We start from the raw sequence: 25780 nt of genomic DNA on the forward strand, positions 1-25780 counted from the left end.
ATTTAAGTCTTTGCGAGAGCTGCCCGCACTGCTGCGTTGGCAGCTCCTTTTGATTCTTGCAGCCGGACATGCCGCGCGACCGCAATGCGTCACTTTCTGATCAATCTGCAGCATTGTTCTTCAACACGGGAATAGAGGCAAAGAATGGCGTGTTGTGCGGTTGACCGGACTCATCTGGTCCGCAAAGTAGAAATACCCTTCGAGTGAATGGAGCCCTGTTTGGCTGATATCTTTACAACGTCTTCGCCCAACGAATGGTGGCGCGGTGCGACCTTCTACCAGATCTATCCGCGTAGTTTTCAGGATACGAATGGCGATGGCGTTGGCGATCTCAAAGGGATTACCGAGCGGCTGGAATATGTTGCATCGCTGAATGTGGATGCGATCTGGCTGTCGCCCTTCTTCAAGTCTCCGATGAAAGACTTCGGTTATGACGTTTCCGACTATTGCGACGTTGATCCGATTTTCGGGACGATTGAGGATTTCGAGGCGCTTTTCAAACGGGCCAAAGAGCTCGGTCTGAAAGTCATTATCGACCAAGTTTATTCCCACACGTCCGACCAGCATAACTGGTTTCTGGAGAGCCGTAAAAGCCGGACGAATGACAAGGCGGACTGGTATATCTGGGCTGATGCCAAGCCGGACGGATCGCCGCCAAACAACTGGCAGGCCTATTTTGGCGGCTCGTCCTGGCAATGGGACTCCAGCCGCAAACAATACTTCATGCATAACTTTCTGAGTTCCCAGCCGGACCTCAACCTGCACCATCCAAAGGTTCAGGACGCTCTGCTTGACGTGACCCGTTTCTGGCTGGATCGCGGTGTGGACGGTTTCCGCCTCGATGTCGTGAACTGTTTCATGCACGATCCTGAACTGCGCGATAATCCGCCGTCAGGCCGCCCGATTGAGGAGGTCGTGCGCAGCTTCGATATGCAGGACCACGTCTATAGTGAGACGCACCATGAGACGGTGAATTTCCTGACGCGCATGCGCTGGGTTCTCGACGGTTATGAAGGCAACAAGTTCACAGTCGCGGAAGTCTCCAGCCCTGATCCGTTCAAGTATCAGCGCGAATACACCTCCGGCCATCAACGGCTGAACACGTCTTACAATTTCGACTTCCTCTATCTTGATCATCTGACCGGCTGGTCGATTGCGAATTCGCTTTCCAGCTGGGAAGGCGATCCGGCCCATGGCTGGCCAAGCTGGGCGTTTTCCAACCATGACGCGCCGCGTGTCCTGTCGCGCTGGTCGGATGGGATGAACACTGTCGTCCATGCCAAGCTCTATCTGCTTTTGCTGCTGAGCATGCGCGGTACGGTCTTCATGTATCAGGGCGAGGAGCTCGGCCTGCCGACGGGCAACGTGCCGTATGAATTCCTGCAGGACCCTGAAGCCATTGAGAACTGGCCGCATACGCTGGGCCGCGATGGCGCGCGCACGCCATTCCCATGGTCTTCGACGGAAGAGTATGCTGGCTTCACCACTGGTGAGCCATGGTTGCCGGTCGATCCAGCACATGCCGCGCTTGCGCCTGATGTTCAGGAAGACGACGAATACTCCACCCTGAAGTTTGCGCGCGAAGCGATCCGTCTGCGCCGTGATCTGGCCCCGATCCGTATCGGTGACCTGGCGTTCATCACGGCAGAAGAATACCTGCTCGCCTTCAAGCGGAAACAGGGCGATGAGACCATTCTTTGCGTGTTCAATCTCTCAAACCGGCCGCTGGAGTATGATTTCGAGCTGCCAGAGAAGCGCGAGTTGATTATTTCGAATATCGGCGTGGAGCCGCACAATATCGAAAACGAGATACCGGCGCTCACCGGATATTGGTGGAAGATTTAGATCCAGTCCTGTCAGATGTGTGATGGCTTTGTGCTCAAAGGTCGCGTTGACCTTTGAAAGCCAAGGCGTCATCTGACCGATATGACAAGAGTTTCCCCTATCTCGGCAGGCCTAGCAGAGCGCTGCCCGAATTGTGGCCAGGGCCGTGTGTTCCGGGGCTACCTCAAATTCAAGCCGAACTGCGAGGCATGCGGTCAGGACTTTTTGAGCTCTGACACAGCTGATGGGCCGGCCTTCTTCGTTGGCTTCATCGTACTGATCATTTTCGCACCATTCGGATTTATCATTCCGATGGCGAATATCGGTCTGGCTCTGAAACTGTTTCTGATGTTTGTGCTGACCGTCGTTACGATCGTTGCAAGCCTGATCATGCTTCCAAAGGCCAAATCTCTGATGATGGCGCTGCAGGTGGCGAACAAGGCGAAGGAAGCCGAACTCGATCACGGCGACGACTAGCGGGCGTCGGTCCTCGAACCGTCTGATGCCCTGAGCGCGCTCCACAAAGTAGAAGTCCGGTGCCATTTTGTATTTGAAAAATTGAGACGAGCATCAACGAAGGCTATCCTGCTGGGATGGAGTTCCCCAACTCGCATGCGCTGTAGACAGATGTCCCAACATCACCGCACGCTTCAAAATCATCGCACCGAACACTGTTCCGGACCATTCTCTCAACGCCAAACGCATTCGACAAATAATAGTCTGTTCTCGATCTGAGTGGTGGGTAATAAGATGAAATGCGCGTCAAAAGTTCACCGTTGCTACATTGAGAAAGTTCAGCAGTGTGGGACAGCTCAAAATATGCGCCTCCGCGCTCCCAACTGTGCGGCTCACAGTCTTCTACGCTATCTGTGCACTGCCAGGGAATGGAAAATGGTATTGCGCCCGAAAAGCAGAAATACTCGTCATCGGAACAGGGTTCGAGCGGAGCGCTGAAGTCTTCAAAGGTGACTCGAAGGTTTTGCAGGTCTACCGCCACAAAAGCCTCCCCGCAATTTTCCTGACAGTCCACATACCAGACATTGGTAGTCGGTTCCTCAGTTTGCTGCATATCCGGTTGAGCATTGTTTTGATCTGCCGAACAACTCGCTAGTCCGATAAGCGTCAGCGATAGAATTAATCCCAATAACTTCGGCATTTTGATTATGTATCCATCACTCTGCTATTCGAACAGCCGGTCAAGCTCCTAGTCTAAGCTGACGGCCAAACCTTCTGGTAAGTTCATGCAGTCTCTGACAATTAAGAGAGCGGGTCCAGCGTGCCCCATAAAAAGCTGCCAGCCTTTAGAGAGGCTGGCACAGTTGAGCGAAAACTTCAGGCGGATTTCAGTTTGAAATCGCGTTGAACGATCTGCCAGCTTCCGAGGAAGTGGCTGACGGGTTTGCCATCCGAACGTCTGATTGTTGTCTCTATCAGCGCTGTCCGACGGGTCTTTTCCGTCACCTTCGTTTCCACCGTATAGGTCTGCCCGGATGGCATCGGACGTAGGTAGCGCGATGATAAATCAACGGTTGAAAAGCCGCGTGGTTCCTCCAGCAGCGTAGAGAAGGCGTGTCCCTGCGCGACATCCGCCACGACAGTCTGCATGCCGCCCTGAATGATGCCGTCATAGCTGTCGAGAGGCGCTTCTGCCCGCCAGGCGAGGGTGAGATATCCCGGCCCAGTGTCGATCAGCTCCAGTGTTTCTGAAAGGCCAGCCGTCCTCATGAACGGTAAATCACGCGTGCGCCCTTCCGGCTGAAGGGCTGTGCGCACAGCCGTTAGTCCCCAGTTTTCGGGCTGCGGGGCATTGGCATTTTCGCTGAGTGTTGCAGTATCCGCCATCCAAGTCTCCAAAATACACGTTAAGGTTGTATTCAGGTTAACCATACTCGTTTCGACATTTCAACTAGGTTTGTGTGTCGGTTGAGATAAGGTGCCAGAAAAACAACGGGAGAGAGACATGCCTACAACGATGGAAAGCCTGAATAGCGCAGCATTACTGCCGGTATTGGCGTTGATTACATGGACGCTGATTATCTGGATCTGGATGTATGCCACGCGCATTCCGGCCATGAGCAAAGCCGGAATTGATCCGCAGGACGGGCAACGCACGGGCAAGCTTGCCAATGCCCTGCCGGATTCAGTCGCCTTCAAAGCAGACAATTACAATCACCTGCTGGAACAGCCTGTGATCTTCTATGCGCTGGCATTTTTCCTGTCTCTTGGCGGGGGCCATGACAGCGTGAATGTCGCGCTATTGTGGGGCTATGTCGTGCTGCGTGTTGTGCATTCTCTGATCCAGTGCACGGTTAATCATGTCGTGTCGCGGTTCCTCGTCTTCACGCTTTCAACAATCTGTCTGATTGTCATTGTGGTGCGAGAGATTCTGCGCATATTCCTCGGCTGATGACACAAGACGCATTTCAGCCTGATCCTGTATTCCTCACACCAACAGACCGCGCAGCGACCGCTTCGGAGCTGCGCTATCTGAGGCACCTTCTCAGGGTATCGCGGTCGGTGCTGAAAATGCACTTTCACCGGCTGATCAGATTGCCTGTCATTGCGGTGCTGGTTGCTGTGATGTGCTGGATTTCTATCGCCGTCTCGCACGGCATTGATATCTGGCTTTACCTGTTCTGGGGCGGGTTTGGCGTTCTGCTGATCGCCTGGATCAGCAAGGACATGATAGGCGAGTCCCGTCTCCATCAGCGCAAATTCGAAACGGCGATCGAGGCTGGTTGCGTCCGGATCGCGCAAGTGGATGCACGCTCTGTCATGCGCGTTGAACGAAGCGGTGAGCAATCAGACATCTTGTTGATGGAGCTGGAAAGCGGCCAGACGCTCGTTCTGTTTGCCAATGATTTCAGTTCGAAGGCGTTTCCGTGCCTGTCTTTCTCTTTGCGCGATTTTCTGAATTCCGAGGGCGAGGCCGTCTGGCATCATATCCGCTATCGCAGCGCCAAAGTGAAAGAGGTAGAACAGGTGGAGCTACGCATAGATGCGGATACACTCTCGCCGATGCAGCTTCTGCCCGAGCCGCCAGCCAGCTATGTAGAGGGCTGAAACTCACGCTGCCCTCTGTTCATTCGGGCAGACTTCGATTATCTCAGGCGTCTTCCAGGAGATCATCAGACAATGGCCACTATTCCAGCGCACCGCCTCGAACAGGTAATCGACCGCTTTGAGGAAGTCGAAGCCCGTATGGGTGCGGTGTCCGATCCGGACGAGATTGTTGCGCTGTCGAAAGAGCATGCCGAACTGCGCCCTGTTGCCGAGAAGGCGAAAGAACTTGCGCAGGCCCGCGCCGACTACGAAGAAGCCGAAACCATGATGGAGGGCGATGACCCCGACATGGCAGAGCTCGCGCGCGAGGAATATTACGCGCTGAAAGAGTCGATCCCCGATCTCGAGAATGAAGTTCAGATCCTGCTTCTGCCGAAAGATCAGGATGATGACGCCAACGCGGTGCTCGAAGTGCGCGCCGGTACGGGTGGTGATGAAGCTGCGCTGTTCGCTGGCGATCTTTTCCGCATGTACCAACGCTATGCCCAGCTTCAGGGCTGGAAGATGAATGTCATCTCTGCGTCTGAGGGTGATGCGGGCGGCTATAAGGAAATCATCGCGGAAATCGAAGGCGATGGCGTGTTCGGTAAGCTGAAGTTTGAATCCGGTGTGCATCGCGTGCAGCGGGTTCCGAAGACTGAAAGCGGTGGCCGTATTCACACGTCTGCGGCGACTGTCGCGGTTCTGCCTGCGCCAGAGAATGTCGAAATTGAAGTCAAACAGGAAGACATTCGCATCGATACGATGCGCGCGTCCGGCGCGGGCGGTCAGCACGTTAACACGACTGACTCTGCTGTCCGGATCACCCACCTTCCAACCGGCATCGTTGTGACCTCATCTGAGAAGTCCCAGCACGCGAACCGTGCCAAGGCGATGGAAGTTCTTAAAGTTCGTCTCTACGAGAAAGAGCGCGAAGAGAAAGACGCTGCGCGCTCTGAAGCGCGTAAGTCTCAGGTCGGGTCTGGTGACCGTTCGGAGAAAATTCGCACCTATAACTTCCCGGAAAACCGCGTGTCCGATCACCGCATCAAACTTACCCTGCACAAAATGGACACCGTTCTGGCGGGTGATGACCTTGGCGATGTGATCAACGCACTGCTTGCAGAAGATCAGGCTGCCAAGCTCGCAGATATGGAAGCTGAAGGCTGATCATGTCGGCAGGGCGGCTTGCAGCGATTTACCGCCATCCGGTGAAGGGCTTCACCCCCGAAGCGGTGGATGCTGTTACTCTGACCGAGGGCGAAGGCTTTCCCGCAGATCGCGTCTACGCGATTGAGAATGGCCCATCAGGGTTCGATCCGGACGCGCCTGAGCATGTCAGCAAGATGAAGTTCACTGTGCTGGCGCGCAGCGCGGTGGTTTCCAAGCTTCAAACGCGTTTTGATGAGGCGAGCGGTCAGTTTCACATCACGGATGAGGCGGGCGAGACTCGCGCGTTCAGTCTTGGTGACGCAGCCGGGCGCGATGGGCTGGCAGATTATCTGGCCTCGAGTTTCGGTGAGGCCTTTCCCGGGCCGCTAAAGGTTCTGGAAGCGCCGGGTGCGTTCCGGTTCTCAGATCATCATCTTGGCCATGTTTCACTTCTCAATCTGGCGAGCGTTGATGCGGTGTCGCAGGCGTTTGGCCGCGAGGTCGAAGCTTCCCGCTTTCGCATGAATCTGGTCTTTGACGGGCTGTCTGCCTGGGAAGAAGACGAATGGGCAGAGGGCGATATTCTGAAGCTTGGCGAAGCAAAGCTTCGCGTCTTCAAGCCGACTGTTCGTTGTAAGGCGACACATGCCAGCCCGGATGGGCAAGGCTATGATCTTGATACTGTGCCGCTGCTGCACAAGCATTTCGGGCGCGACACGCTCGGGCTTTATGCGCATGTCGCCAAAACTGGCATTGTACGTGTTGGTGACCGGCTGGAGCGGGCGTGAGCGCTGAGCTGACGTATCGGGGGCTTCTTCAAAGGGGCGCATCGCAGCTAGATGCGGCTGGTATTGATGGCGCGCGCGAGGACGCAAAGTTTTTGCTGTTCGAGGCGGCGGGCATCTCTTCATCCGACTTTATTATGCGTGAGCAGGACGTCGTAGATGATACGCTGGCTGCCCTGTTCGATAAGATGATTGAGCGCCGTAAGAACCGCGAACCGGTGTCGCTCATCATCGGGCATGTCGACTTTATGGGCCTGAGCTTTCTCGCCGACGAGCGCGCTTTGGCGCCGCGCTCGGACAGTGAAAGGCTGGTGGAAGCGGCGTTGTCTCTGACTGAGGGTGTAGAGCAGGGAAGCGTTGTCGATCTTGGCACTGGCACGGGCTGTCTTCTACAAAGCTTTCTGCACTATCGTCCCCGGTGGACGGGAACAGCTATCGACCTGAGCCCTGATGCGTTGAGCCTGGCGCGCGAGAATGCCGTCCGTGTGGGCGTTCAGGAGCGTGTGACCTTGCTTAAGGGCAGCTGGGAGGTCGGGCGCGAAGCGATCTCTGAGGCCGACATCGTTATATCTAATCCGCCCTATATCGTCTCTGACGTCATGAAGGCGCTCGACCCGGAAGTGCTCAATCATGACCCTCATCTGGCGCTTGATGGTGGCGAAGATGGCCTTGATGCCTATCGTGCGATCACAAGCCTTTGTGATGACAGTTTGAACGCTGCGGCATGGCTTGCCTTTGAAATCGGCTATGATCAGGGAAAAGCCGTTGAGAAACTGCTGGGTGGGCATGGTTTTGCGGAATTGACCATTCTGAAAGACTTTTCAGGGCATGATCGTGTGGTACTCGGAAGAAAACAGTGAAAAAAGGGCTTGGCGGAATCGCAGATTGACGCTAGGCAGAAGTACGCGAACCAGTTGACTGGTTTAAGTCGGGGCTCCCCTTCAGATTCGTTGAAACTGATGCACTGAACGAAGGGCTGTCATTTCTAGTAGTTAGCTACTGGCTATCAGCAGACGCAGGATGGATATATGAAACGCCGAAGTGGGCGTGGGCGTAAGCCAAGCAATCCGGCCAATCGTTCATATGAGAGCAATGGACCGGACGTAAAAATTCGTGGTAACGCCAACCAGATTTACGACAAATATCTCCAGTATGCCCGGGATGCTCAAACCTCTGGCGATCGAATTAATGCGGAAGCTTACTTCCAGCACGCGGAACACTATTTCCGCATTATGATGGCGAACCAGCCGAAAGAGCGTCCTCCGCAGGACGATCAGGATGGAGACGATCAGGACAATGAAGCGAGCGCTGACGATCAGTCTGGCGAAACTTCAGAGCGTCAGGATCGCAATCAGGGCCGCAACCGCCGCAATAACCGCAACGACCGCAATCGTGACCGCGACAATAACAATGTCGACGAGATGAAGGTTGTTGATGGCGACAGCGATGACGATCAGGCCGAAGAAGCGTCTTCTGACTCAGAGTCTGATGAAGGTGAGCGCAAGGAAACGCGTCGCCGCCGTCCAGCGCGCCGCCGTCGCAATGACGATGAAGCGGGCAACGCTAAAGCATCGGATGACAATGGTTCTGATGATGATGCCGGCCTTCGCGCTATGATGGCGCGTACGCCTGCCAGTGATCTCGACACAGACAGTGTCGAAGCTGTCGACAGCTAAGCCAATTAAGAAAGGCGGTCCTAAGCGGCCGCCTTTTCTGTATCTTCCTCACTGATCAGGCCGCGTTCCGACGCTTCCTTGATGAAGAGTTCCGAGAACTCGCTGAGGAATACCGATCCCTTCACTGTGCGCTGGATCAGAACATTACGCAGGTCGGATGGGTCTTTTTTCCGCTTTACCAGATCCAGAGCTGACAGGGCGTCGATCGCGCGTGTAACAGCCGGCTTTGTGATGTTCAGTGTGCGGGCGAGGCCGCGGACTGTGTGAGGTTGTGGCTTCAGGTATACCTGCATCAGGATTGCCTGCTGGCGGAGCGTCAGGTCGGGCCAGTCGCCACTGACCACCTGAGAGGTGACATCACACCAGATTTCGAGTGCATTTTGCGTGCTTATGCGGGCCATTGGGGGTGGTCCTTTATTCGTGAGTGAAGAAAGACTCGACGTATTCGCAGAATCAGGCAAGCCACCGGATTAACGATTCGTTAATGGGCTGTGGAAATCTCTCGCGCAGAGGCGCGGAAGGCCCGTGAATGCTGGCAAATAAATTTTCAGCCGTTTCTCTCTTTTTTTCTTCAATAGCGCGAAAATGATGAATAAAAGCGTACAGGATATTAACCGGTGTATTTGTATGGGTATTCGCAGATTTTGCTGTTGGAGACCTGTAATGACCATTATGAACTGGGATGCGAGCCTGGATGTTGGTGTCGATCAGATGAACCGCGAACATCAGGGGCTGCTGGACCTCATGAACCGTCTACACGATGCACGGGACGCCGGAAAAACCGGTAAGGAAGTCCTCGATATTCTCGATGCGCTTGGCGCGGCAACGGTTCAGCATTTCAAGGATGAGGAAGACTTTATGGAGCGCTCCGGCTATCCGAAGTTCAGAACGCATAAACTCATCCATGAAGACCTTCTGAAGAAGTTCACGGGTTATGCGGAAGCGGCCCATGCCAGCCATGGTAAGCTGGACGACGGGTTCTTCTTCTTTCTGAAGCATTGGCTGACGGCGCACATCAAAGGCATTGATATGCAGTACGGCCCGAACGCGCAGAAACTGGCAAGCTAGGGTTAGATCAATTTAAGCTTGTGTTTTCTGGCCCGTGCTGATGATCTGCCCTCCTGAATGGCGGGGAGGGATTTGCCATGGAAAACACTCAGACGTTCGATGAAACAGGATTTCTGATCGCGCGAAAAGCCGTGAAGGGCGGCGCGGTCATGCTATGGCTGCTGGCCGGGCTCGCTGCGCTGCAGCTTGGGCTGATGTTCTTCAACGTTAATATGGTCGATACGCCTCCCGGTGAAGAGATTTATCTGCAGGTGACGCTTGGCCTCTACATCGCTGTTGCGGCTGCGCTTGGCTTTTTCGGCTGGTTCATGAAATCGCGCGTCGCGCTGATTCTGGGCATGATCTTCTTTATTCTGAATTGGGCCGAGTTCGTTCTGGCGCTCATGGATGGACAGTTCGCCAATCCTGGCTGGATCAATCTGATCGGTCCGTTCTTCTTGGGGCGCGGGATCTGGAAAGCGTTCGTCTATCATAAAATGCTTCCGCACCGACCGAGAGAGGTGGATGCGGAAGTCTTCGCCTGATCCGTTGGTGTGATTTCTGATCTTACTGGCTGGCCCACAGGATACGGGCCATCCAGCGGATCGCTGCGCGGGCTTCCTTGCGAACCGGATAGGCAGGGTTGGCCGAAATCAGCTCCACCGTGTCTTCGGTCGTGCGGCCCAGCGTTTTAGCCAGAATTTCGCCCTGAACGGTTTTGGCGACAACGCGGTCGCCGCGGCGCACCTGCGCGCCCGGTGCTACGATAACACGGTCGCCTTCGCGGAAGATGGGCTCCATAGAGTCGCCAGTGATTTCGAGCGCGTAGACAGCTTCATCTGTCAGCCCCGGAAAGCGGATCGCCTCCCAGCCTTGCCCGACAGGAAACCCTGAATCATCGAAATATCCGTCATTGCCGGCCTGCGCGAGACCTATGAGCGGGACAGAACGCCCCGGGCGGCCTTCAACCAGATCAGCAAACTCTTCAAAGGTGGAGCCTACAGCCTCGAGTGCGCGCGAGACGCTTTCCGTTGAGGGCCAGCGGGCTTTGCCATCGCGTGAAACGCGCTTGGATTTGTTGAATGATGTCGGGTCGAGACCGGCAGCGCGGGCAAGGCCTGAGGCTGAAAGACCATGACGCTCGGCAAGAAGATCGAGGCCTTTCCACATATCGGAATGTCGCATGCCCACCTCCTATGGGTATGTTTTCCGATAATTACCACATGATATAGGAATGTCTACCTATTTTAGTATGTTCGGTATGCTATGCCTTACGAACTTCCGAATGGCTTTTGAGGACCTCTGAGGCTTCGGTCTCAATTCGGTAGGCAGGGCAGTCTTCGCTGGCATCGCGGGTGACCTCTTCGCCTTTGATCTTCAGTGTTCGTTTTTGGGTGTAAACTTTTTGCACTTCACCGGAGGCGGTGCCGTTTCCCCAATCCCATTCCACTCTGTCGCCGACTGAATAACCGTTCTTCGTGGTCATATGTCTTCCTTTCGATGAAAAGGAAACAAGCGGTTCGCGACCATGGTTCCCTAGAGCCTTCGGACGCGCTAACTAGGCGCGTGAAAATGGCGATTCATGCGGAAGGGCGCTCCATGTCGATCTATAAACTGGGCCAGTCGGTTCTGACGAAATTTGAACCGGAAACCGCGCACCGCATGACGATCAAAGCGCTCAAAGCCGGCTTCGGACCGAAGGGGGCGCCTAAGCTTGATCCATCGCTCAAGACAGTGCTTCCTAAATCCGGTCTGGAACTGAATTCACCGCTCGGTCTTGCTGCCGGTTTCGATAAAAACGCCGAAGTACCAAGCGCCATGTCCGGCTTCGGGTTCGGCTTTGTCGAATGTGGAACGGTTACGCCGCAGCCCCAGCCGGGCAATCCGCGACCACGCCTGTTTCGCCTGACCGAAGACCGCGCGGTGATCAACCGGATGGGCTTTAACAATGACGGGCTGGATGTCTTCGTTGCCAATCTGAAAAAGTATCGCGGGCAGGCCAAGCTCGGCGCGAATGTCGGCGCGAACAAGGTCAGCGAAGACAAGATTGCCGATTATGAGACCGGCGTGAAAGCCGTTTGGGCGCATTGCGACTATGTGACCATCAACATTTCCTCGCCAAACACGCCAGGATTACGCGGCCTTCAGGATAAAGCATCCCTGACAGATCTTCTGACCCGATGCGGTGAGGCGGCCTCTGCTGCGGCCGAGGCAGACAAGGTCTCACGTCCAGTTTTCCTGAAGCTTGCGCCAGACCTCGATGAAACCGCAATCGACGACATTGTAGGCGTGGTGGAGACGGCGGGCAGCTGGCTATCCGGTTTGATTATTTCTAACACGACGCTGGAACGCCCAAATTCGCTTCAAAGTGTTCATAAGGGCGAGATGGGCGGACTGTCGGGTGCGCCGCTCTTTGAATTATCGACGAAAATTCTTCGTGCCTTTGCAGACCGCCTTGAAGGGCGTTTTGACCTGATTGGAGCGGGCGGAATTAGCTCTGCTGAACAGGCTTACAAAAAATTAAGTGCCGGAGCGCACGCCGTTCAGGTTTATTCAGCTCTGGTTTATCTTGGTGTCGATATGGTGTCGGACATCAATCGGGGCTTGGTGGGATATCGCAGTTAATCTGCAGCTGAAGGCTAAATTTTGCCTTTTATGTCGTTTACCCCGATGATCACGGAACTCAGATCGAGGGGAACACATGCTCGGATCACTTTCAAAATCACTCGCGGCGCGCCTGACGTGCCAGACAGCTGCTGCAGCGCTTCTGGCTATGGGTATGGCAGGCGCCGCTTACGCTGAAACTGTAACAGGCACGCTGGCAGACGGCGACGCCACTACAGATGCAGGCGGATATTCCGACCGTTACGAATTCGAAGTGACGAGCGCCGGCATGCTCTATGTCGATCTCGTATCAGACGATTTCGACACTTACCTCACGCTGGTCACGCCATCCGGTGAACTCCTGGAGAACGATGACTACGGCATGAGCTTTAACTCACGCGTCATGTTCAACACGGAAGAGACCGGCACCTTTATCGCCATTGTCTCTTCCTACGATACGGACGGTGCGGGCGAGTACACGCTTGAATACAACACAATAGAATTGAATGAGGGCGGTCCGGCAGTGGAGATCGCGGCAGGTGGCGAGACCATCTCCGGCGAACTCACTATGGGTGACGGCTTCAACGAACACGGGTCTTTCTTCGACACATATGAAGTCGAGATTGAAGAAGGCGAACACATCTTCTTCAGCGTTTCGTCTGACGAGTTCGATACACTCATCGCACTGATCTCGCCGTCCGGCGAAGAATACGTCAATGACGATTACGGCATGGGTGTGAATTCCGGCCTGATGATGCAGGCAGAAGAGAGCGGTACATACGAGTTTGTCGTTACCAGCTTTGGCGAAGGTGAGACGGGTGCTTACGCGCTGGACTATCAGGTCAGCGACACACCTTTCGGCGGTGTGCCTGAGGTTCTGGTCTACACAAGCGATGTTGTTGAGGGCGAGCTGTCTGAAGATGACGGCATGATGCCAAACGGCAGCGTTGTCGATCTTTACGAAATATCACTACAGCAGGGCACATCCATGATGGTGCGCCTCGACTCGGACGATTTCGATACGGTTCTCACCATCACGTCTCCTTCCGGCGAAGAGATGTTCAACGATGATTTCGGTGACTCTCTGAATTCCGGCCTGATGATGCTGGCGGAAGAGACAGGCATTTATATGATTGAGGTCGGTGCCTTCGGCATGGACGGCCTGGGCGCCTACACGATGGATTATCGCACAAGCGATGAGCCATTCGCGGGTTCGCCTGAAACCCTCGAACCGGGTGCTGGTGAAGTCTATGGCCGCCTGGAACTCGGCGATGGTGTTCACCTCTCCGGCGCGCTGCAGGATGTGTATCAGCTTGAAGTGGCTGAAGGCGAAACGCTGATCCTGCGCCTGAACTCTGAACAGTTTGACCCATTCCTGCGTGTCACCACACCACAAGGTTATGACATTGAGAATGACGATTTTGCCGGCGAACTGAATGCGGCGATCATGACTGTCGCTGAAACAGCGGGCACATACACAATCGTTGCCACCAGCTATGGCGCTGGTGAAGCAGGCGATTATGCGTTCAGCTATCAGGTGTCTGATGAGATCGAAGCCGGTCCGGCGACGACGCTCTCTCGCGATGGTGGTGACGTTGAAGGCATGCTGACGCTTGGCGATGGCATCAATGAAGACGGGACGCTGTATGATCTCTACGAGATCGAGCTTGTCGAAGGTGAAACCTTCCAGCTGTTCCAGCGCTCTGATGCGTTTGACAGCTATCTGACGGTGGCGACACCATCTGGCGAAGAGTTCGTCAATGATGATTTCGGCGGCAGCTTTGACTCGCGCGTCGCATTTGAAGCGCCTGAAAGTGGTGTCTACACGGTTACCGCCTCAACATTCGGCTCTGGCGAAGCTGGGAGCTACGCAATCAGCTATGCTGTAAGCGACGAGCCAATCGGCGGTCCGGCGGTGGAACTCGATGGTGACGAGGGCTCCCTCGAAGCTGAGCTTTCCATTACGGACGCGACCGGTGAAGACGGCTCTTACATGGATGAGTACACGCTGGATGTTCCGGCGGGTGCTTTCCTGACCGTCGACATGAACTCCATCGATTTTGATACTTTCCTGATGGTTCGTGGTCCGGATGGTTCCGAGACGTTCAATGACGACTTTGAGGGCAGCCTGTCTCATTCCCGCGTGGAACTGACAGCGTTCGCTGGCGGTGAGTACACCATCACAGCGTCAGCTTACTCAGCAGGTGAGTATGGTGATTACGAACTGTCCTTCATGATCGATGAGGACAATCCACGCGACTTCTTCACTGGCGAGCTGGCTGAAGGCGATGATCTGGCTGAAGAAGGCCAGTATCAGGACAGCTATGAGATCGACGCTGAAGTTGGTCAGGATCTGGTTGTTGATCTCCGCTCTGCCGAGTTCGACACTTATCTGACAGTGATCGCGCCGGATGGTGAAACGCTTGAAAATGACGACTATACGGGCCTTGGCCATTCGCATGTAGAACAGCGTGTCCGTGTACCGGGTACATATACTGTTCTGGTTCGCAGCTTCGGCGAGGGTGAAACCGGTTCGTACACGGTTGAATACAGCCAGGAAGACGGCCCGGTAATGGGCGGCGAGCTGGAAGCAGAAGCCGAAATCGGTTCCGGTGACTCAATCAATGGGGTGCTGGAAGATGGCGATGCTCTGCACGAAAACGGTGAATATCGCGACGTGTATTCATTCGAAGCCGGGGCTGGTGAAGAGGTCGCATTCGATCTGTTCTCGGCTGGATTCGACACGTATCTGATCGTTGTATCTCCGGATGGCACATGGACAGAAAACGACGACTATAACGGCTCGCTAGATCATTCTCACATCACGATGACAACTGATCAGGCCGGTGAGTATATGGTCATCGTGACCAGCTATGATCCGGAAGAAACAGGCGATTACCTCCTGTTCCGTCGCAGCTGATCTGACGTGAAATCATAACGGGACTAAGTTCTTAGTCCTCTGCTTCATAAAGCCCGTCTGTAAATAGCAGGTGGGCTTTTTTATTGGCGTTAGCGTCATGAATTTTCGGTGGTTTCTATAGATTTTTTCGAAAATTACATTTCGTTCAGGTTAGGTTTATGTGACTATTCCTACTGTCAATACCTAGATCGCAGGTGTTTGGCTGGACGACACAGTGCTTGAAAGGGAAGGCCACTAGTCCGTTTTACAGCTGATCATCAGGGGTAAACGCAATACGAGGGGACGTCATGTTCAAGGGATCAAAACTATCTACGCTGAAGCGCTCAACCAGCGCTGTTGCCGTCGCATCTGCTATCGCAATCGGGTTCTCCGGTTTCGCGATTGCACAGGTCGCCAAGGGTGACACATTCACGGGCAATCTGGCTGCAGGGGATGAGCAGCTCCAGTCCGGTGAGTATCAGGACAGCTATACATTCACGGCGAATGCGGGCGACCAGATCACAGTTGATCTGACGTCGACGCAGTTCGACACGTATCTCATTCTCATCACGCCAAGCGGCGAGCAAATCGAAAACGATGACTGGGAGGGCTCACTCTCCCAGTCTCGTGTTGAAACGGTCGCCCCGGGCAACGGCACGTATGAAGTGCTGGTCACCAGCTTCGCGCCAGGTGAAACCGGTGGCTACACCCTCGAATACGACGCAGGCGCCGGTTACGGTGGCGGCTATGGCGGTGGTTATGATGGCGGCGCAGCGCAGGGTGCGACTGGCACACTCGCACCGGGCGACCAGACACTCACTAGCGGTGAGTATTCCGACCGCTACGAATTTACAGCCGGCCCGGGCGAGGCAGTATCCATCGACCTGACGTCTAACGACTTCGACCCGTATCTGATCGTGCAGACACCGGATGGCGAGCAGCTTGATAATGATGATTATCAGGGCAGCCTGTCGCGGTCTCACATTGATGCGACGGCCGCAAATGGCGGTACTTACATGGTGCAGGTGACGAGCTTTGCGCCGGGTGAAACGGGCGCATACTCGCTGTCTTTCAACGGCTCTGGTGGCGGTTATGGCGGCGGGCAGCCCGGCTATGGCGGTGGCAACAGCTCTGGCTCTACAGGCTCGCTTTCTTCCGGTGATGAACAGCTTCAGTCTGGTGAGTTTCTCGACCGTTACACGCTGAATGCGTCTGCTGGCGAGAACATCATTGTTGATCTCACATCTGACCAGTTCGACCCGTACATTATTCTCGTAACGCCAGATGGCGAGCAGATCGAGAACGATGATTGGGAAGGCTCTCTGTCTCATTCTCGCGTTGAGACGGTCGCGTCACAGGGCGGAGCATATGAAGTCATCGTGACCAGCTTTGCGCCGGGCGAAACCGGCTCTTACGCGCTCTCTATGGAGAGCGGCGGCTCTGGTGGCTTCTCTGGCGGCGGATATGCTGGCAGCTTCTCAGGCTTGTCCGAAACAGGCACGCTCGCACGCGGCGACGAAACGCTGGAAGGCGGCGAATTCTTCGATGTCTATCCATTCTCAGGCTCTGCCGGTCAGCGTCTCTCTATCGAGATGACTTCGACCGAGTTTGATACCTGGGTTGGTCTGGTTGGCCCTGAAGGCATTATCGACGCAAACGATGATGCGCCGAATATGGGCACGAACAGCCGTCTTGATATTTCCCTGCCTACATCAGGTGAGTATTCTGTGATCGCGACATCTTTCGCAGCAGGTGAGACCGGTCGGTACAATCTCAATGTCAGCGCTGGCGGCGGGTCTTCGCGTCCGGTCACAAACTCCAACAACGCATCTGAACTGTATGTTGGCGCATCTGTGAACGGCCAGCTGACGACCAGCGACCGCCGCGGCCAGTATGGCGAATATGAAGATACATATTCTTTCCAGGCTCAGGCAGGTCAGAACGTTCGTGTGGTCATGGAATCAGGACCGATCGACACCTATCTGCGTCTCACAGGCCCGGGTGGCGTATCGCTTGAAAACGACGACTATAACGGCTCGCTCGATCAGTCTGTCATCGAATTCCGCGCGCCGTCTTCCGGTCGCTACACCATTACGGCGACGTCTTACGCTGAAGGTGAAACCGGCGCTTACACCCTCTCCGTAACGGATGGCACGGGTAACTCCCAGCTCATCCCGAACAATGGCGGCGGTTATGGCGGTGACAGCACCGAAGTCTATGGCATCTTTGTTGGTATCTCTGACTATCCGAGCTTCTATAACGACCTGCCATACACGGCTCAGGACGCTGTACTCGCCCATGATGCGGTTCGCGACTTTGGCGGCATGAATGCGAGCAATGCGATCCTGCTGACAGACGAAGAAGCGACCGAAGCCAACCTGCGTCAGGCCTTCCAGACCCTGTCTGCCCGCATGGATGATGATGACACATTCGTCTTCTTCTTCTCGGGTCACGGTAACCGCGTCGACATTCGAGGTCCTGCCGAAACAGCCGATCTGGATGGCATGGATGAGACAATCGAGCTCTATGATAATCCGATGACGGATACTCAGTTCGATGCGCTGCTCGACAGCATGCCGGTCGAGCGCGCGCTGATCATTCTCGACAGCTGCTATTCAGGTGGTTTCGCGAAGGATGTGATTTCGTCTCCGGGCCGTATGGGCCTCTTCTCTTCAGAGGAAGACGTTGTGTCTCTCGTGGCGTCGAAGTTTGAAGCAGGCGGTTATCTGGCTCACTTCTTCCGCGCTGCGCTGGAGACAGGTGAAGCGGATATCAATGGTGACAGTCAGCTCGATGCGATTGAACTCAGCCAGTATCTGCGCACAAGCTATCTGCTGGAACACCAGAGCAAGCGTCAGCTGGAAAGCTTCGACTCTCTGGACGACATCGATGTGACTTACCAGCACCTCGTCGTCGACCGTTCAGGTGTATCGCCTTACGAAGTCTTCTTTGAACTTCGCTAAGCGATAGCCGCAGAAATAGAAAAAGCCCGCTCTATGGCGGGCTTTTTTGTGTCCTGTTTTCAGGAGTTAATTGCAGGCGGGGAGCGGGCCGATGCGCGTTTCATATTCTGCACAAACTGCTTCTGCATCGCCAGTTTCCGAAAGCACGCTTACCAGTCGTGATGTTGCGGCTTCGTCAAACGGCCGGTGGGTCAGTGCGCGGCGATACCAGAGCGCGGCGTCGTTCCGTTCGCCGTCTTCCAGATGATAATCACCAATCAGGACAGCGATATCGCCCGGCCAGTCTGCAACGCGTTGTGGCTCGCTTTCATAGGCCGTCATCATGCCGGAATAGGCACGTTCCAGCGTTTCGAGCGCGATGTCCGGCTCGCCTGTCATATTGTAGGCCTCGCTGAGATTGATCAGTACGCGCCAGTCGCTTTCATCAACCGCTAGCGCGCGTTGATATGTCTCGATCGCTTCGTCAAACCGGCCCTGAGCTGAGTAAACGAGGCCCAAAGCTTTTAGCGCCCCGCCATCATTCGGTGCGAGGCGAACGGCGCGAAGCGCTAATTCTTCTGCGCGTGCCAGCGTTCGGGTTGCTTGCGGTGTATCGATCAGGCCGGACTGGTGCGCGTCCCGAACGGAGCCCGCACCGGTTGCGCCCTGGGGCCAGCGGAAGGTGCGCTGGACAAGACTGTTGGCGAGCCCCGCATGGGCGGCTGCGCTTTCGGGCCGACGGGTGAGAACCTCCTCATAGAGCGAGATAGCCGCTTCATTATCTGTGCGGGTGAAACGTGAATAAAGATCGTCAGCGCGTGCGAGTGGCTGATCCGTACTCGCGGTCTGAGGCTGCTGTGTGAAGAGGAGCGCGCCTGTGCCTACAATACCAACCACCAGGGCACCAACGAGCAGCGCAAAGGAGCGGTTGCGTTTACGGCGACGCGGTACTCCAACGGGGGACACAGGCGCAATCAGCCGGTATCCCGCCTTGGGAATGGTCTCGATATAGCGGGCTTTTTTGGCATCATCCGCCAGCGCTTTGCGAAGCTTCATGATCGCTCGCGCAAGCGTATCTTCGCCGACGGTGACGCCTTGCCAGATCGCATCAAACAGCTGGTCGCGCGTGAACACCTCACCTGGTTTTGAGGCGAGTAGGGTGAGAAGCTCAGCCGTCTTCGGTTCCAGCGTTACCACCTCGTCACCGCGCGTCAGCGTGCGCAGGGCGGGCTCGAAACGCCAGTCCCCGATCATGATCTGCGATGTAGCGACAGGGCTGTCCATTCGTTTGGCGGTCCGACTCTTCTGATTGCTGAAAGTCTGTATGAATAGAGGACTTTGCAGCGTGCTGAAAGCATGGTCAGGATTTCGTCATGACAAAAGGAGCGCTCCGTCATGGGGAATTTGGCAGCTCTGTGTGAGGCGGCAGGCAGACTTTATTGATAATGAGGATTTCCATGTCATCCATCTGCCAATCTGTGATCGCTTCAGGTTTCGCGCTGTTTGCGCTTGGCGCGTGCAGCCAACAGGAACCGCCAGTACCCGAAGGCTATTTGCCCGTTGAAGAGGTGCGCGAAGATTTGCGCGCGCTTTATGACGGACTTGAGAGCGGGCATTTAGACCTGTTCGCAAACAAAAGCCGCGCCGAATATGACGAGGCCATTGACGCGGCATATGCCAGCGTCACGGAACCCATGACGCCTGAAGAGGCGCAAATCCTCTTTCAGACCTTCGCGGCATTTGGGGACGTGTCCCATGCCCGCGTCGATTTCCCTATCAGCATCTGGATGGAGTATGTCGGCGAGGGCGGGCTGGCCTTTCCGCTCTATCCTCGCTTTAGCGAAGGGCGCTTCTTCATTGGAGAGGATTATTCCGGCAGTGATCTGGTCAGTGAGGGCGATGAGATCGTGGCCATCAATGGCGTCAGCATTGAAGTCTGGCTTGAGCGTCTCGGGCGTCACCTTTCTGCGGACACCGACTATCTGCTGGAAACACAGCTTGAGTTTTCATGGCCGGTCTACCTCTGGCTTGAGACGGGTCCGGTTGATGCCTTCGAGCTGGAAGTTCGTCGGCACGGCGAGGGCGCCGTTGAAACAGTTACGCTGCCGGCTCTGACGCGGGCCGATATGCAGGCCAATCAGGCGGGCGATGCGGCGGACGAAGAGAGCCCGCTTCGCGAGGCGCGTATGCTTTCAGATCGCGTCGCCTATCTGAAGCCGGGGCCGTTCTATAATGCAGAAGATCCGGAGAATCTCTGGAATACAGACAGCTATCTCACTTTCTTGGATGAAGGCTTTGAGAGATTTATCGCGGCGGATGCGGACGCACTGATCGTGGATGTGCGTAACAATCCGGGCGGCGATGCAGCTTTTTCGGATCCGATTGCCGCCTGGTTTGCGGACGAGCCGTTCCGCTTTGCATCAGAGTTTTATGTCCGCTCCAGCCCTGAAGCGGAAGCCGCGAATGCGGCGCGCCTTGATCCGGATGACACTGATAGCGTGAATGCGATCTATGCGGAGAAGTTCGCTGAGACGCCTTATGGTGAGGTGTTCCAGGTTGAGTTTCCGGAGGTGCAGCCGCGCGAAGGGCAGCAGTTTGAGGGCGAGGTCTATGTGCTGGTGGATCGTCATTCCTACTCAAACGCGGTGACCTTTGCCGCCATGGTTCAGGATTACGGTTTCGCCGTGATTATTGGCGAGGAAACCGCCGATCTGGCGACAACCTATGGCGCGATGGAGAGCTTCACTTTGCCAAATAGCGGGGTGAGCGTCGGCTTTCCCAAAGCGCACATCATCCGCCCGAACGGAGATTTAACCGTGCGCGGCGTTGTGCCGGATATCACTATTCCGGCTCCGATTGTGCTTGGCGAAGGAGATGTGGTTTTGGACGCCGCTTTGGCGCTCGTGGAAGGGCGTTAGACCCGAAATCCGATAGTTAACAGGGTGGTTCGTGTTGTGCGTCTGGTTGTATTTTTAAAAAAATAGCTGGACGCGCTGTGGATGACTCTGGTTAAATCCTAACAATTCCTTAACGAGGGGTTGTCGGGGACATGGCTGACGGGTGGGGTAATGACGGTTTGATCGCCGGTCTTCGGACCGGCGATGCCGCGCATGAAGCCGACCTTTATGATGCCGCCTATCTGGAATGGCTTCGTTTCGGCGCAGAAAATGATCTTCTCGAAACCAATCCTGAAGCCAGCTGCAAGACAGGCGTAACGGCAGCCCAGATGACTTTGGCAAAACAAGTCGCGGCAGTTCTGGGCGTTGGCGTTTTATTGGCGCCGATGGGGCTGTTCTCAGTGGTCAGCGCCCTGGCCTTCTCCGCATTTTGCCTGCTGATCTTTTACCGATGCTTTTTGCTTTGCGTTGGCTTCGCGCCGCGTACCGCGTCTCCGCTTTCCAGTGATAGCGCAAAGCGCCGATTTATCTGGCCGCGTTATAGCGTGCTCGTGTCCGTCTTCCGTGAGCCTGAAGCCATCGGGCCTCTCATCGCGGCGCTGAAAGGGCTCGACTATCCGAAACGCCAGCTGGAAATCCTGATCCTTCTGGAGGAAAGCGACACTGAAACGCTGGCGGCAATCGAGCAATTGAAACTGCGGCCGTATTTCAAAGTGCTGGTCGTGCCTGAGGGCGAGGTGCAGACCAAGCCGCGTGCCCTCAATTTCGGGCTGAAGCTTGCGACCGGCCAGATGATCGCCGTCTATGACGCCGAAGATGCGATGCACTCAACCCAGCTGAAAGATGCGGTGAGGGCGTTCCAGTATGCGCGCGAAGAGACGGGGCGTAAGCCGCTCGCCTGTGTGCAGGCGCCGCTCATTCCGCACAATAGCGGGGAAAGCTGGATTGCGGCCCAGTTTACCCAGGAATACCGCGTCCATTTCGGTCTGATCGTGCCGGGCCTCAGTGCGCTCCGTCTGCCAGTCATGCTGGGTGGGACGAGCAATCATTTTGATCGCGCGGCGCTTGAGAAGGTGGGCGGTTGGGATCCTTATAATGTGACAGAAGATGCAGACCTCGGACTGCGCTTTGCCGCTGCGGGGTATCGCGTGGGCCATATCTCTCCGCCGACATTTGAAGAAGCGCCGATAGGCCTTCGCCAATGGATCGGTCAGCGCTCGCGTTGGATAAAAGGCTTTATCCAGACGGCGGGTGTGTTCTTCCGTGCCACACCAGCCTCGCGCATCAGGGTTATGGGGCTGAAGAATTACCTCTCCGCGGTGCTGTTGCTGTCCGGCTCCGTGCTGTCAGCGGTATTCCACGGGCCGTTCGCGCTCTGGCTTGTTGCGCAGGCTGTACTGCCGGGGCTCACGCCGCCATCTGAAGCGATCATTCTCTGTCTGACAGGTTTCAGCGTGCATATCCTGTCTGTCGTCATGTCCGGCGCACTGGCATCGGCTGGCGCCATTCGGGCGCTGATCACGGCCCCGTTCTACTGGCCACTTCAGACGGTTGCGGCAGGCAAAGCAATTTATGAGCTGATCGTCCGTCCATTCTATTGGGATAAAACCCAGCATGGCGTCAGCGTGAAAAGTCTGTCCCGCAAGCAGCTTCGCACCGCCAAGGTTTGAACCCGCCTCAATTGGCGCTATCTGATAGCTCAATGCTGCCGATTTTTTATCATGACAGATACGACGCCGAGACTGTGCCGGACGGGCATCGGTTCCCCATGCGCAAATATCGCGAAACGGGGCGTCGCCTGAAGGAGATTGGCCTCGTCACGCCAACCAATCCGATCCGTAGGCCAAAGCCTGCGGATTTTGAGATGATCGCGCTTGCGCATGATCCGTCCTATGTGGATGCAGTCTTCCATCAGACGGTGGACTACAAAACGGCGAGGACGATCGGCTTTGAAATGACGGCGGCCGTCGCCATGCGCTCACGTCTTTCCTGTATGGGAACGTATCTTGCCGGTGAGGCCGCGCTTTCCAAAGGCATTGCCTGCAACGCGGCAGGTGGAAGCCACCATGCCAAATATACGCATGGGGCGGGGTTCTGTGTGTTCAATGATGTGGGCGTTGCTATCCGCGCGCTGCAGAAGACCGAACGCATACGCAAAGCGCTCGTGATTGATTGCGATGTGCATCAGGGCGATGGCACGGCAGACATTTTCCAGAATGACGACAGCGTTTTCACTTTCTCGCTTCATTGCGAAGATAATTGGCCAGTGCGCAAGGTCGCCTCAACGCTGGATATCGGGCTCGATCAGGGGCTGGGTAATGAAGGTTATCTGAGTGAGTTAGAGGCCGGACTGGCGCGCGTGCTGGAGGCGTCCTCTCCGGACATCGTATTTTACAATGCCGGTGTCGACCCGCATGAGGATGACCGGCTGGGCAAGCTCAAGCTCAGTGATGAGGGCATTCGCGCGCGCGATCGCCTGGTTATCTCCCGTGTTCGCGAGCGGGGCTTGCCGCTCGTCTGTGTCATGGGTGGCGGATATAGCCATGATGTGAGCCATCTGGCCCGGCTGCATGCTTTCGCATTCGAAGAAGCCGCCCGCGCGCTGGAAGCTGAAACCGATCAGCGTGTTTCGTCGGGATGATCGATTTTGTCAGACATGCCCGTATCGTCACTTTCACGCGGCGCGGGTGACGGCGTAAACTCGATTTCGGACTCTTCAATGTGAATTTCACCGCGGCGGCGTGGCAGGGCGTAGGCGTGTTCCTGCTGTAGCCATGAAACCATCTTTTCGCGGATTTCGCAGCGCAAATCCCATGCGATCGGCGAGTTCTTCGCGCTCATCAGGCCACGCAGCGTGATGGTTTCCTGCGTTGTATCGATGACTTGCAGCACTTGCACATCGCCGTCCCACAGCTCGCTTTCGTCCAGAAGCTCTTTTAGCTTGGCGCGGATCTCGCTGACCGGTGCGGTGTAATCTAGATGCCAGGTCACGGACCCGATGATGGAAGAGCCTTCACGTGTCCAGTTCTGGAAAGGCTTTTCGACAACCTGCGTCAGCGGCACGACAAGGCGTCGCCAGTCCCAGATCTTCACCACGACATAGGTCGAGGTGATTTCGTCAATCCAGCCCCACTCGCCCTCCATAATGACGGCGTCGCCAATGCGAAGCGGCTGGGTGAGGGCGATTTGAATGCCAGCGATCAGATTGGACAGCACAGGGCGCGCCGCAAAACCGATGACAATGCCGGCTACACCAGCCGAGGCAAACAGCGAGATACCAATGGAGCGCACAGACGGGAAGGTCATCAGCATGGCTGCGACGGTGACCAACAGGATCAGCATGGTCATCATGCGGCTCAGCAGGCGCATACGGGTCGAGACCTTACGGGCTTCCAGATTGTCTTCGGCGTCCATGTCGTATTTGGACACGCGGTTTTCAGTGAAGGCCGTGATGATGCGGTTGAGCAGCCAGCCTGCAATGCCGATCAGCAGGATCGTGACAATCTGATTGATCAGCCCGCGCCAGCTATCTGGCATCTGCACCATAGGCAGGGCGAGCTCTGCGGCCAGCACGCACATGCCCAGGAGCGAAACTGTACGCGCGCGCCTGAGCGCTCTGGCAAATAGTTTGTCGCCATCCTTGCCGACAGCGCGGGTTAAGAGGGCATAGATGATCGTGTGAATGACAATAGCAGCAGCGACGGCTCCGGCGAGAATGGCGATGGCCATCATATTGTTGACGGTGACGTCTGCGAAAACTTCCGCGACTGGCTCCATAGCGTCAGAGGCCGGAGAGTTTGCTGTCATACTGTCATCCTTTATCGATCCGGAAACGCAAAAATGCCCGCATCCCGGCAAAGCTGGAAGAAGCAGGCTTGGCGTCTCTTTGATTGTCCCTAAATGTTAAAGCCTCAGCTCCGGAACTGTTCCGTAAAACCGCGTTAGGCAGGCATGGCGATTTCAACTGATATGATTTTAAGCGTTATCGGCTTGCTGGTGATGGCTGGTTTCGCTGTGTTCTCTTCGTATCGCGCCAGTGCGCCGCGGGATGATATGCGTCCGAAACTGCTGCCCTGGCGGCTTATTATGATTGTGAGCGCGTTTGTAGCGATCCTGTTCTTCGTGCACCTGGTAAATATTCTGGGTTATGAGACAGGGCCTGGAAAAGGTCTGCTCGGCCGCTTTTAGGGGCGCATTACAGATGTTTCATCGGATTGTTTTGGAACATCAGCCCGGCCGTCTCCGTTGATTTGCGATAGGTAGAAAACGGAGGAAAACTTATGAAATACCTCATTACATCCGCCGCATCGATTGCTCTTCTGACAGGCACAGCGACTGCGCAGCTTGGCTCGGTCACATCTGACACGACAGGCCAGCTCGGAACGAGCGTGGGTGAAGGCATAGACCTTCAGACAACAGTAGACACATCAGCTACATCGGTATTCGACGCTGACACAGTGCCCGTGGAAAGCACGCTGGCAACAAGCCTTGAGGGCTCGCTCGAGACATACGAGCTTGAGAAGGCCAGTGATCGACTAGGTGATCAGCTCCGCGACCGCGCCGAAATGATGCGCGAAGAGACGAACCAGGGTGTCGTGGAAGCCCGAAACGAAGGCTGGCAGGCGACACGCATCAATACGCGCGTCGAGCCGGTGCCAACGCCTGTAACCGTCTACACACGTGACGGTGCGCAAGTCGGCACAGTCGACCGCATGAATGACGGTATGATTTATGTCCGTGGCAATGGTGAGGCCGATGCCGAGACCATACAGGTCGCGGGTGATAGCGCTGCATTCCATGCTGACGCAAACGCTGTCGTACTCGATGCGGACGAAGCAGAATTCCGTGCAAACGTGGAAGCATCAGCCGGTTCACGATAGGCTTCGTAAACTGCTGATAGAGAGTGCCCCGG

General features: G+C 55.6%; 24 protein-coding genes. 18 read left to right on the top strand and 6 right to left on the bottom strand.

Annotated features, from left to right (window positions below; genetic code table 11):
• Positions 1-219 precede the first annotated feature (219 nt).
• Both P1U45_RS08115 and P1U45_RS08120 read left to right on the top strand, forming a co-directional pair.
• Positions 220-1845, top strand: a complete 1626-nt coding sequence (locus P1U45_RS08115; RefSeq protein ID WP_301058620.1) for an alpha-glucosidase — start codon at positions 220-222, stop codon at positions 1843-1845.
• 81 nt (positions 1846-1926) lie between these two features.
• Positions 1927-2301 carry a DUF983 domain-containing protein gene (locus P1U45_RS08120; protein ID WP_293609648.1) on the top strand — a complete coding sequence of 125 codons (375 nt, stop codon included), beginning with the start codon at positions 1927-1929 and terminating at the stop codon, positions 2299-2301.
• A gap of 855 nt (positions 2302-3156) precedes the next feature.
• Here the strand turns inward: P1U45_RS08120 and P1U45_RS08125 are convergent.
• Positions 3157-3666: a PaaI family thioesterase gene (locus P1U45_RS08125; protein WP_293609649.1), complete on the bottom strand. Its 510-nt coding sequence runs from the start codon at positions 3664-3666 to the stop codon at positions 3157-3159.
• A 118-nt stretch (positions 3667-3784) separates the two neighbouring features.
• Between P1U45_RS08125 and P1U45_RS08130 the strand changes: the two genes are divergently transcribed.
• From P1U45_RS08130 to P1U45_RS08155, 6 genes are all read left to right on the top strand, one after another.
• Positions 3785-4231 carry an MAPEG family protein gene (locus tag P1U45_RS08130; RefSeq protein WP_301058621.1) on the top strand — a complete coding sequence of 149 codons (447 nt, stop codon included), beginning with the start codon at positions 3785-3787 and terminating at the stop codon, positions 4229-4231.
• Positions 4231-4887 carry a hypothetical protein gene (locus P1U45_RS08135; RefSeq protein WP_301058622.1) on the top strand — a complete coding sequence of 219 codons (657 nt, stop codon included), beginning with the start codon at positions 4231-4233 and terminating at the stop codon, positions 4885-4887. The genes P1U45_RS08130 and P1U45_RS08135 overlap by 1 nt, the downstream gene beginning before the upstream one ends.
• 72 nt (positions 4888-4959) lie before the next feature.
• On the top strand, positions 4960-6036 hold the full coding sequence (gene prfA / locus P1U45_RS08140) for a peptide chain release factor 1 (protein ID WP_293609652.1): 1077 nt from the start codon (positions 4960-4962) through the stop codon (positions 6034-6036).
• 2 nt (positions 6037-6038) lie between these two features.
• The gene (locus P1U45_RS08145) at positions 6039-6806 is read left to right on the top strand and encodes an MOSC domain-containing protein (RefSeq protein WP_301058623.1); all 768 of its coding nucleotides are present in this window, start codon (positions 6039-6041) and stop codon (positions 6804-6806) included.
• Positions 6803-7663, top strand: coding sequence for a peptide chain release factor N(5)-glutamine methyltransferase (prmC, locus tag P1U45_RS08150; protein WP_301058624.1), 861 nt, complete (start codon positions 6803-6805; stop codon positions 7661-7663). Before P1U45_RS08145 ends, prmC begins: the two co-directional genes overlap by 4 nt.
• 168 nt (positions 7664-7831) lie before the next feature.
• A complete protein-coding gene (locus tag P1U45_RS08155; RefSeq protein ID WP_301058625.1) occupies positions 7832-8479 on the top strand; it encodes a DUF4167 domain-containing protein in 648 nt (215 codons plus the stop codon).
• 20 nt (positions 8480-8499) lie between these two features.
• On the opposite strand, the gene P1U45_RS08160 is transcribed toward P1U45_RS08155, so the two are convergent.
• Entirely contained in the window at positions 8500-8880 is a 381-nt protein-coding gene (locus P1U45_RS08160) for a MarR family winged helix-turn-helix transcriptional regulator (protein ID WP_022694443.1), read from the bottom strand.
• Between the two features lie 262 nt (positions 8881-9142).
• Here P1U45_RS08160 and P1U45_RS08165 point away from each other — a divergent pair, with 262 nt between their 5' ends.
• Both P1U45_RS08165 and P1U45_RS08170 read left to right on the top strand, forming a co-directional pair.
• Entirely contained in the window at positions 9143-9547 is a 405-nt protein-coding gene (locus P1U45_RS08165) for a bacteriohemerythrin (protein WP_301058627.1), read from the top strand.
• A 77-nt stretch (positions 9548-9624) separates the two neighbouring features.
• Positions 9625-10071 (top strand): hypothetical protein, encoded by a 447-nt coding sequence (locus P1U45_RS08170; RefSeq protein ID WP_301058628.1) that lies wholly within the window; start codon positions 9625-9627, stop codon positions 10069-10071.
• Between the two features lie 22 nt (positions 10072-10093).
• On the opposite strand, the gene P1U45_RS08175 is transcribed toward P1U45_RS08170, so the two are convergent.
• Both P1U45_RS08175 and P1U45_RS08180 read right to left on the bottom strand, forming a co-directional pair.
• Positions 10094-10711 (bottom strand): helix-turn-helix transcriptional regulator, encoded by a 618-nt coding sequence (locus tag P1U45_RS08175; protein ID WP_301058630.1) that lies wholly within the window; start codon positions 10709-10711, stop codon positions 10094-10096.
• Positions 10712-10790: 79 nt separating this feature from the next.
• The gene (locus P1U45_RS08180) at positions 10791-11012 is read right to left on the bottom strand and encodes a DUF2945 domain-containing protein (protein ID WP_301058631.1); all 222 of its coding nucleotides are present in this window, start codon (positions 11010-11012) and stop codon (positions 10791-10793) included.
• A gap of 113 nt (positions 11013-11125) precedes the next feature.
• On the opposite strand from P1U45_RS08180, the gene P1U45_RS08185 reads away from it, so the two are divergent.
• The 3 genes from P1U45_RS08185 to P1U45_RS08195 all read left to right on the top strand — a co-directional run bounded on the left by P1U45_RS08185 (position 11126) and on the right by P1U45_RS08195 (position 17992).
• Positions 11126-12151 (top strand): quinone-dependent dihydroorotate dehydrogenase, encoded by a 1026-nt coding sequence (locus P1U45_RS08185; protein ID WP_301058633.1) that lies wholly within the window; start codon positions 11126-11128, stop codon positions 12149-12151.
• A 76-nt stretch (positions 12152-12227) separates the two neighbouring features.
• On the top strand, positions 12228-15050 hold the full coding sequence (locus tag P1U45_RS08190; protein ID WP_301058634.1) for a PPC domain-containing protein: 2823 nt from the start codon (positions 12228-12230) through the stop codon (positions 15048-15050).
• Positions 15051-15337: 287 nt separating this feature from the next.
• A complete protein-coding gene (locus P1U45_RS08195) occupies positions 15338-17992 on the top strand; it encodes a pre-peptidase C-terminal domain-containing protein (RefSeq protein ID WP_301058635.1) in 2655 nt (884 codons plus the stop codon).
• A 66-nt stretch (positions 17993-18058) separates the two neighbouring features.
• Here P1U45_RS08195 and P1U45_RS08200 read toward each other — a convergent pair whose 3' ends face one another.
• Positions 18059-19255 (bottom strand): winged helix-turn-helix domain-containing protein, encoded by a 1197-nt coding sequence (locus tag P1U45_RS08200; protein WP_301058636.1) that lies wholly within the window; start codon positions 19253-19255, stop codon positions 18059-18061.
• 173 nt (positions 19256-19428) lie between these two features.
• On the opposite strand from P1U45_RS08200, the gene P1U45_RS08205 reads away from it, so the two are divergent.
• The 3 genes from P1U45_RS08205 to P1U45_RS08215 all read left to right on the top strand — a co-directional run bounded on the left by P1U45_RS08205 (position 19429) and on the right by P1U45_RS08215 (position 23509).
• Positions 19429-20889 carry a S41 family peptidase gene (locus P1U45_RS08205; protein ID WP_301058637.1) on the top strand — a complete coding sequence of 487 codons (1461 nt, stop codon included), beginning with the start codon at positions 19429-19431 and terminating at the stop codon, positions 20887-20889.
• Between the two features lie 131 nt (positions 20890-21020).
• On the top strand, positions 21021-22538 hold the full coding sequence (locus tag P1U45_RS08210) for a glycosyltransferase family 2 protein (protein ID WP_301058638.1): 1518 nt from the start codon (positions 21021-21023) through the stop codon (positions 22536-22538).
• Positions 22539-22570: 32 nt separating this feature from the next.
• Positions 22571-23509 carry a histone deacetylase gene (locus P1U45_RS08215; protein WP_301058639.1) on the top strand — a complete coding sequence of 313 codons (939 nt, stop codon included), beginning with the start codon at positions 22571-22573 and terminating at the stop codon, positions 23507-23509.
• Here the strand turns inward: P1U45_RS08215 and P1U45_RS08220 are convergent.
• Positions 23488-24675: a mechanosensitive ion channel family protein gene (locus P1U45_RS08220; protein WP_301058640.1), complete on the bottom strand. Its 1188-nt coding sequence runs from the start codon at positions 24673-24675 to the stop codon at positions 23488-23490. The two genes, P1U45_RS08215 and P1U45_RS08220, sit on opposite strands and share 22 nt — an antisense overlap.
• 144 nt (positions 24676-24819) lie before the next feature.
• Here P1U45_RS08220 and P1U45_RS08225 point away from each other — a divergent pair, with 144 nt between their 5' ends.
• Together P1U45_RS08225 and P1U45_RS08230 are read left to right on the top strand one after the other, a co-directional pair.
• On the top strand, positions 24820-25056 hold the full coding sequence (locus P1U45_RS08225; RefSeq protein ID WP_301058641.1) for a hypothetical protein: 237 nt from the start codon (positions 24820-24822) through the stop codon (positions 25054-25056).
• 92 nt (positions 25057-25148) lie between these two features.
• Positions 25149-25748, top strand: a complete 600-nt coding sequence (locus P1U45_RS08230; protein WP_301058642.1) for a hypothetical protein — start codon at positions 25149-25151, stop codon at positions 25746-25748.
• Positions 25749-25780 lie beyond the last annotated feature (32 nt).

This window comes from Ponticaulis sp. (genome assembly GCF_029210165.1).
Lineage (GTDB): Bacteria > Pseudomonadota > Alphaproteobacteria > Caulobacterales > Hyphomonadaceae > Ponticaulis.

Excerpts from the sequence above, each read along its gene's own strand:
- P1U45_RS08120 (WP_293609648.1), top strand. The coding sequence starts at position 1,927 with ATGACAAGAGTTTCCCCTATCTCGGCAGGCCTAGCAGAGCGCTGCCCG.
- P1U45_RS08125 (WP_293609649.1), bottom strand. The coding sequence starts at position 3,666 with ATGGCGGATACTGCAACACTCAGCGAAAATGCCAATGCCCCGCAGCCC.
- P1U45_RS08130 (WP_301058621.1), top strand. The coding sequence starts at position 3,785 with ATGCCTACAACGATGGAAAGCCTGAATAGCGCAGCATTACTGCCGGTA.
- P1U45_RS08135 (WP_301058622.1), top strand. The coding sequence starts at position 4,231 with ATGACACAAGACGCATTTCAGCCTGATCCTGTATTCCTCACACCAACA.
- prfA (WP_293609652.1), top strand. The coding sequence starts at position 4,960 with ATGGCCACTATTCCAGCGCACCGCCTCGAACAGGTAATCGACCGCTTT.
- P1U45_RS08145 (WP_301058623.1), top strand. The coding sequence starts at position 6,039 with ATGTCGGCAGGGCGGCTTGCAGCGATTTACCGCCATCCGGTGAAGGGC.
- P1U45_RS08155 (WP_301058625.1), top strand. The coding sequence starts at position 7,832 with ATGAAACGCCGAAGTGGGCGTGGGCGTAAGCCAAGCAATCCGGCCAAT.
- P1U45_RS08160 (WP_022694443.1), bottom strand. The coding sequence starts at position 8,880 with ATGGCCCGCATAAGCACGCAAAATGCACTCGAAATCTGGTGTGATGTC.
- P1U45_RS08165 (WP_301058627.1), top strand. The coding sequence starts at position 9,143 with ATGACCATTATGAACTGGGATGCGAGCCTGGATGTTGGTGTCGATCAG.
- P1U45_RS08170 (WP_301058628.1), top strand. The coding sequence starts at position 9,625 with ATGGAAAACACTCAGACGTTCGATGAAACAGGATTTCTGATCGCGCGA.
- P1U45_RS08175 (WP_301058630.1), bottom strand. The coding sequence starts at position 10,711 with ATGCGACATTCCGATATGTGGAAAGGCCTCGATCTTCTTGCCGAGCGT.
- P1U45_RS08180 (WP_301058631.1), bottom strand. The coding sequence starts at position 11,012 with ATGACCACGAAGAACGGTTATTCAGTCGGCGACAGAGTGGAATGGGAT.
- P1U45_RS08185 (WP_301058633.1), top strand. The coding sequence starts at position 11,126 with ATGTCGATCTATAAACTGGGCCAGTCGGTTCTGACGAAATTTGAACCG.
- P1U45_RS08190 (WP_301058634.1), top strand. The coding sequence starts at position 12,228 with ATGCTCGGATCACTTTCAAAATCACTCGCGGCGCGCCTGACGTGCCAG.
- P1U45_RS08195 (WP_301058635.1), top strand. The coding sequence starts at position 15,338 with ATGTTCAAGGGATCAAAACTATCTACGCTGAAGCGCTCAACCAGCGCT.
- P1U45_RS08200 (WP_301058636.1), bottom strand. The coding sequence starts at position 19,255 with ATGGACAGCCCTGTCGCTACATCGCAGATCATGATCGGGGACTGGCGT.
- P1U45_RS08205 (WP_301058637.1), top strand. The coding sequence starts at position 19,429 with ATGTCATCCATCTGCCAATCTGTGATCGCTTCAGGTTTCGCGCTGTTT.
- P1U45_RS08210 (WP_301058638.1), top strand. The coding sequence starts at position 21,021 with ATGGCTGACGGGTGGGGTAATGACGGTTTGATCGCCGGTCTTCGGACC.
- P1U45_RS08215 (WP_301058639.1), top strand. The coding sequence starts at position 22,571 with ATGCTGCCGATTTTTTATCATGACAGATACGACGCCGAGACTGTGCCG.
- P1U45_RS08220 (WP_301058640.1), bottom strand. The coding sequence starts at position 24,675 with ATGACAGCAAACTCTCCGGCCTCTGACGCTATGGAGCCAGTCGCGGAA.
- P1U45_RS08225 (WP_301058641.1), top strand. The coding sequence starts at position 24,820 with ATGGCGATTTCAACTGATATGATTTTAAGCGTTATCGGCTTGCTGGTG.
- P1U45_RS08230 (WP_301058642.1), top strand. The coding sequence starts at position 25,149 with ATGAAATACCTCATTACATCCGCCGCATCGATTGCTCTTCTGACAGGC.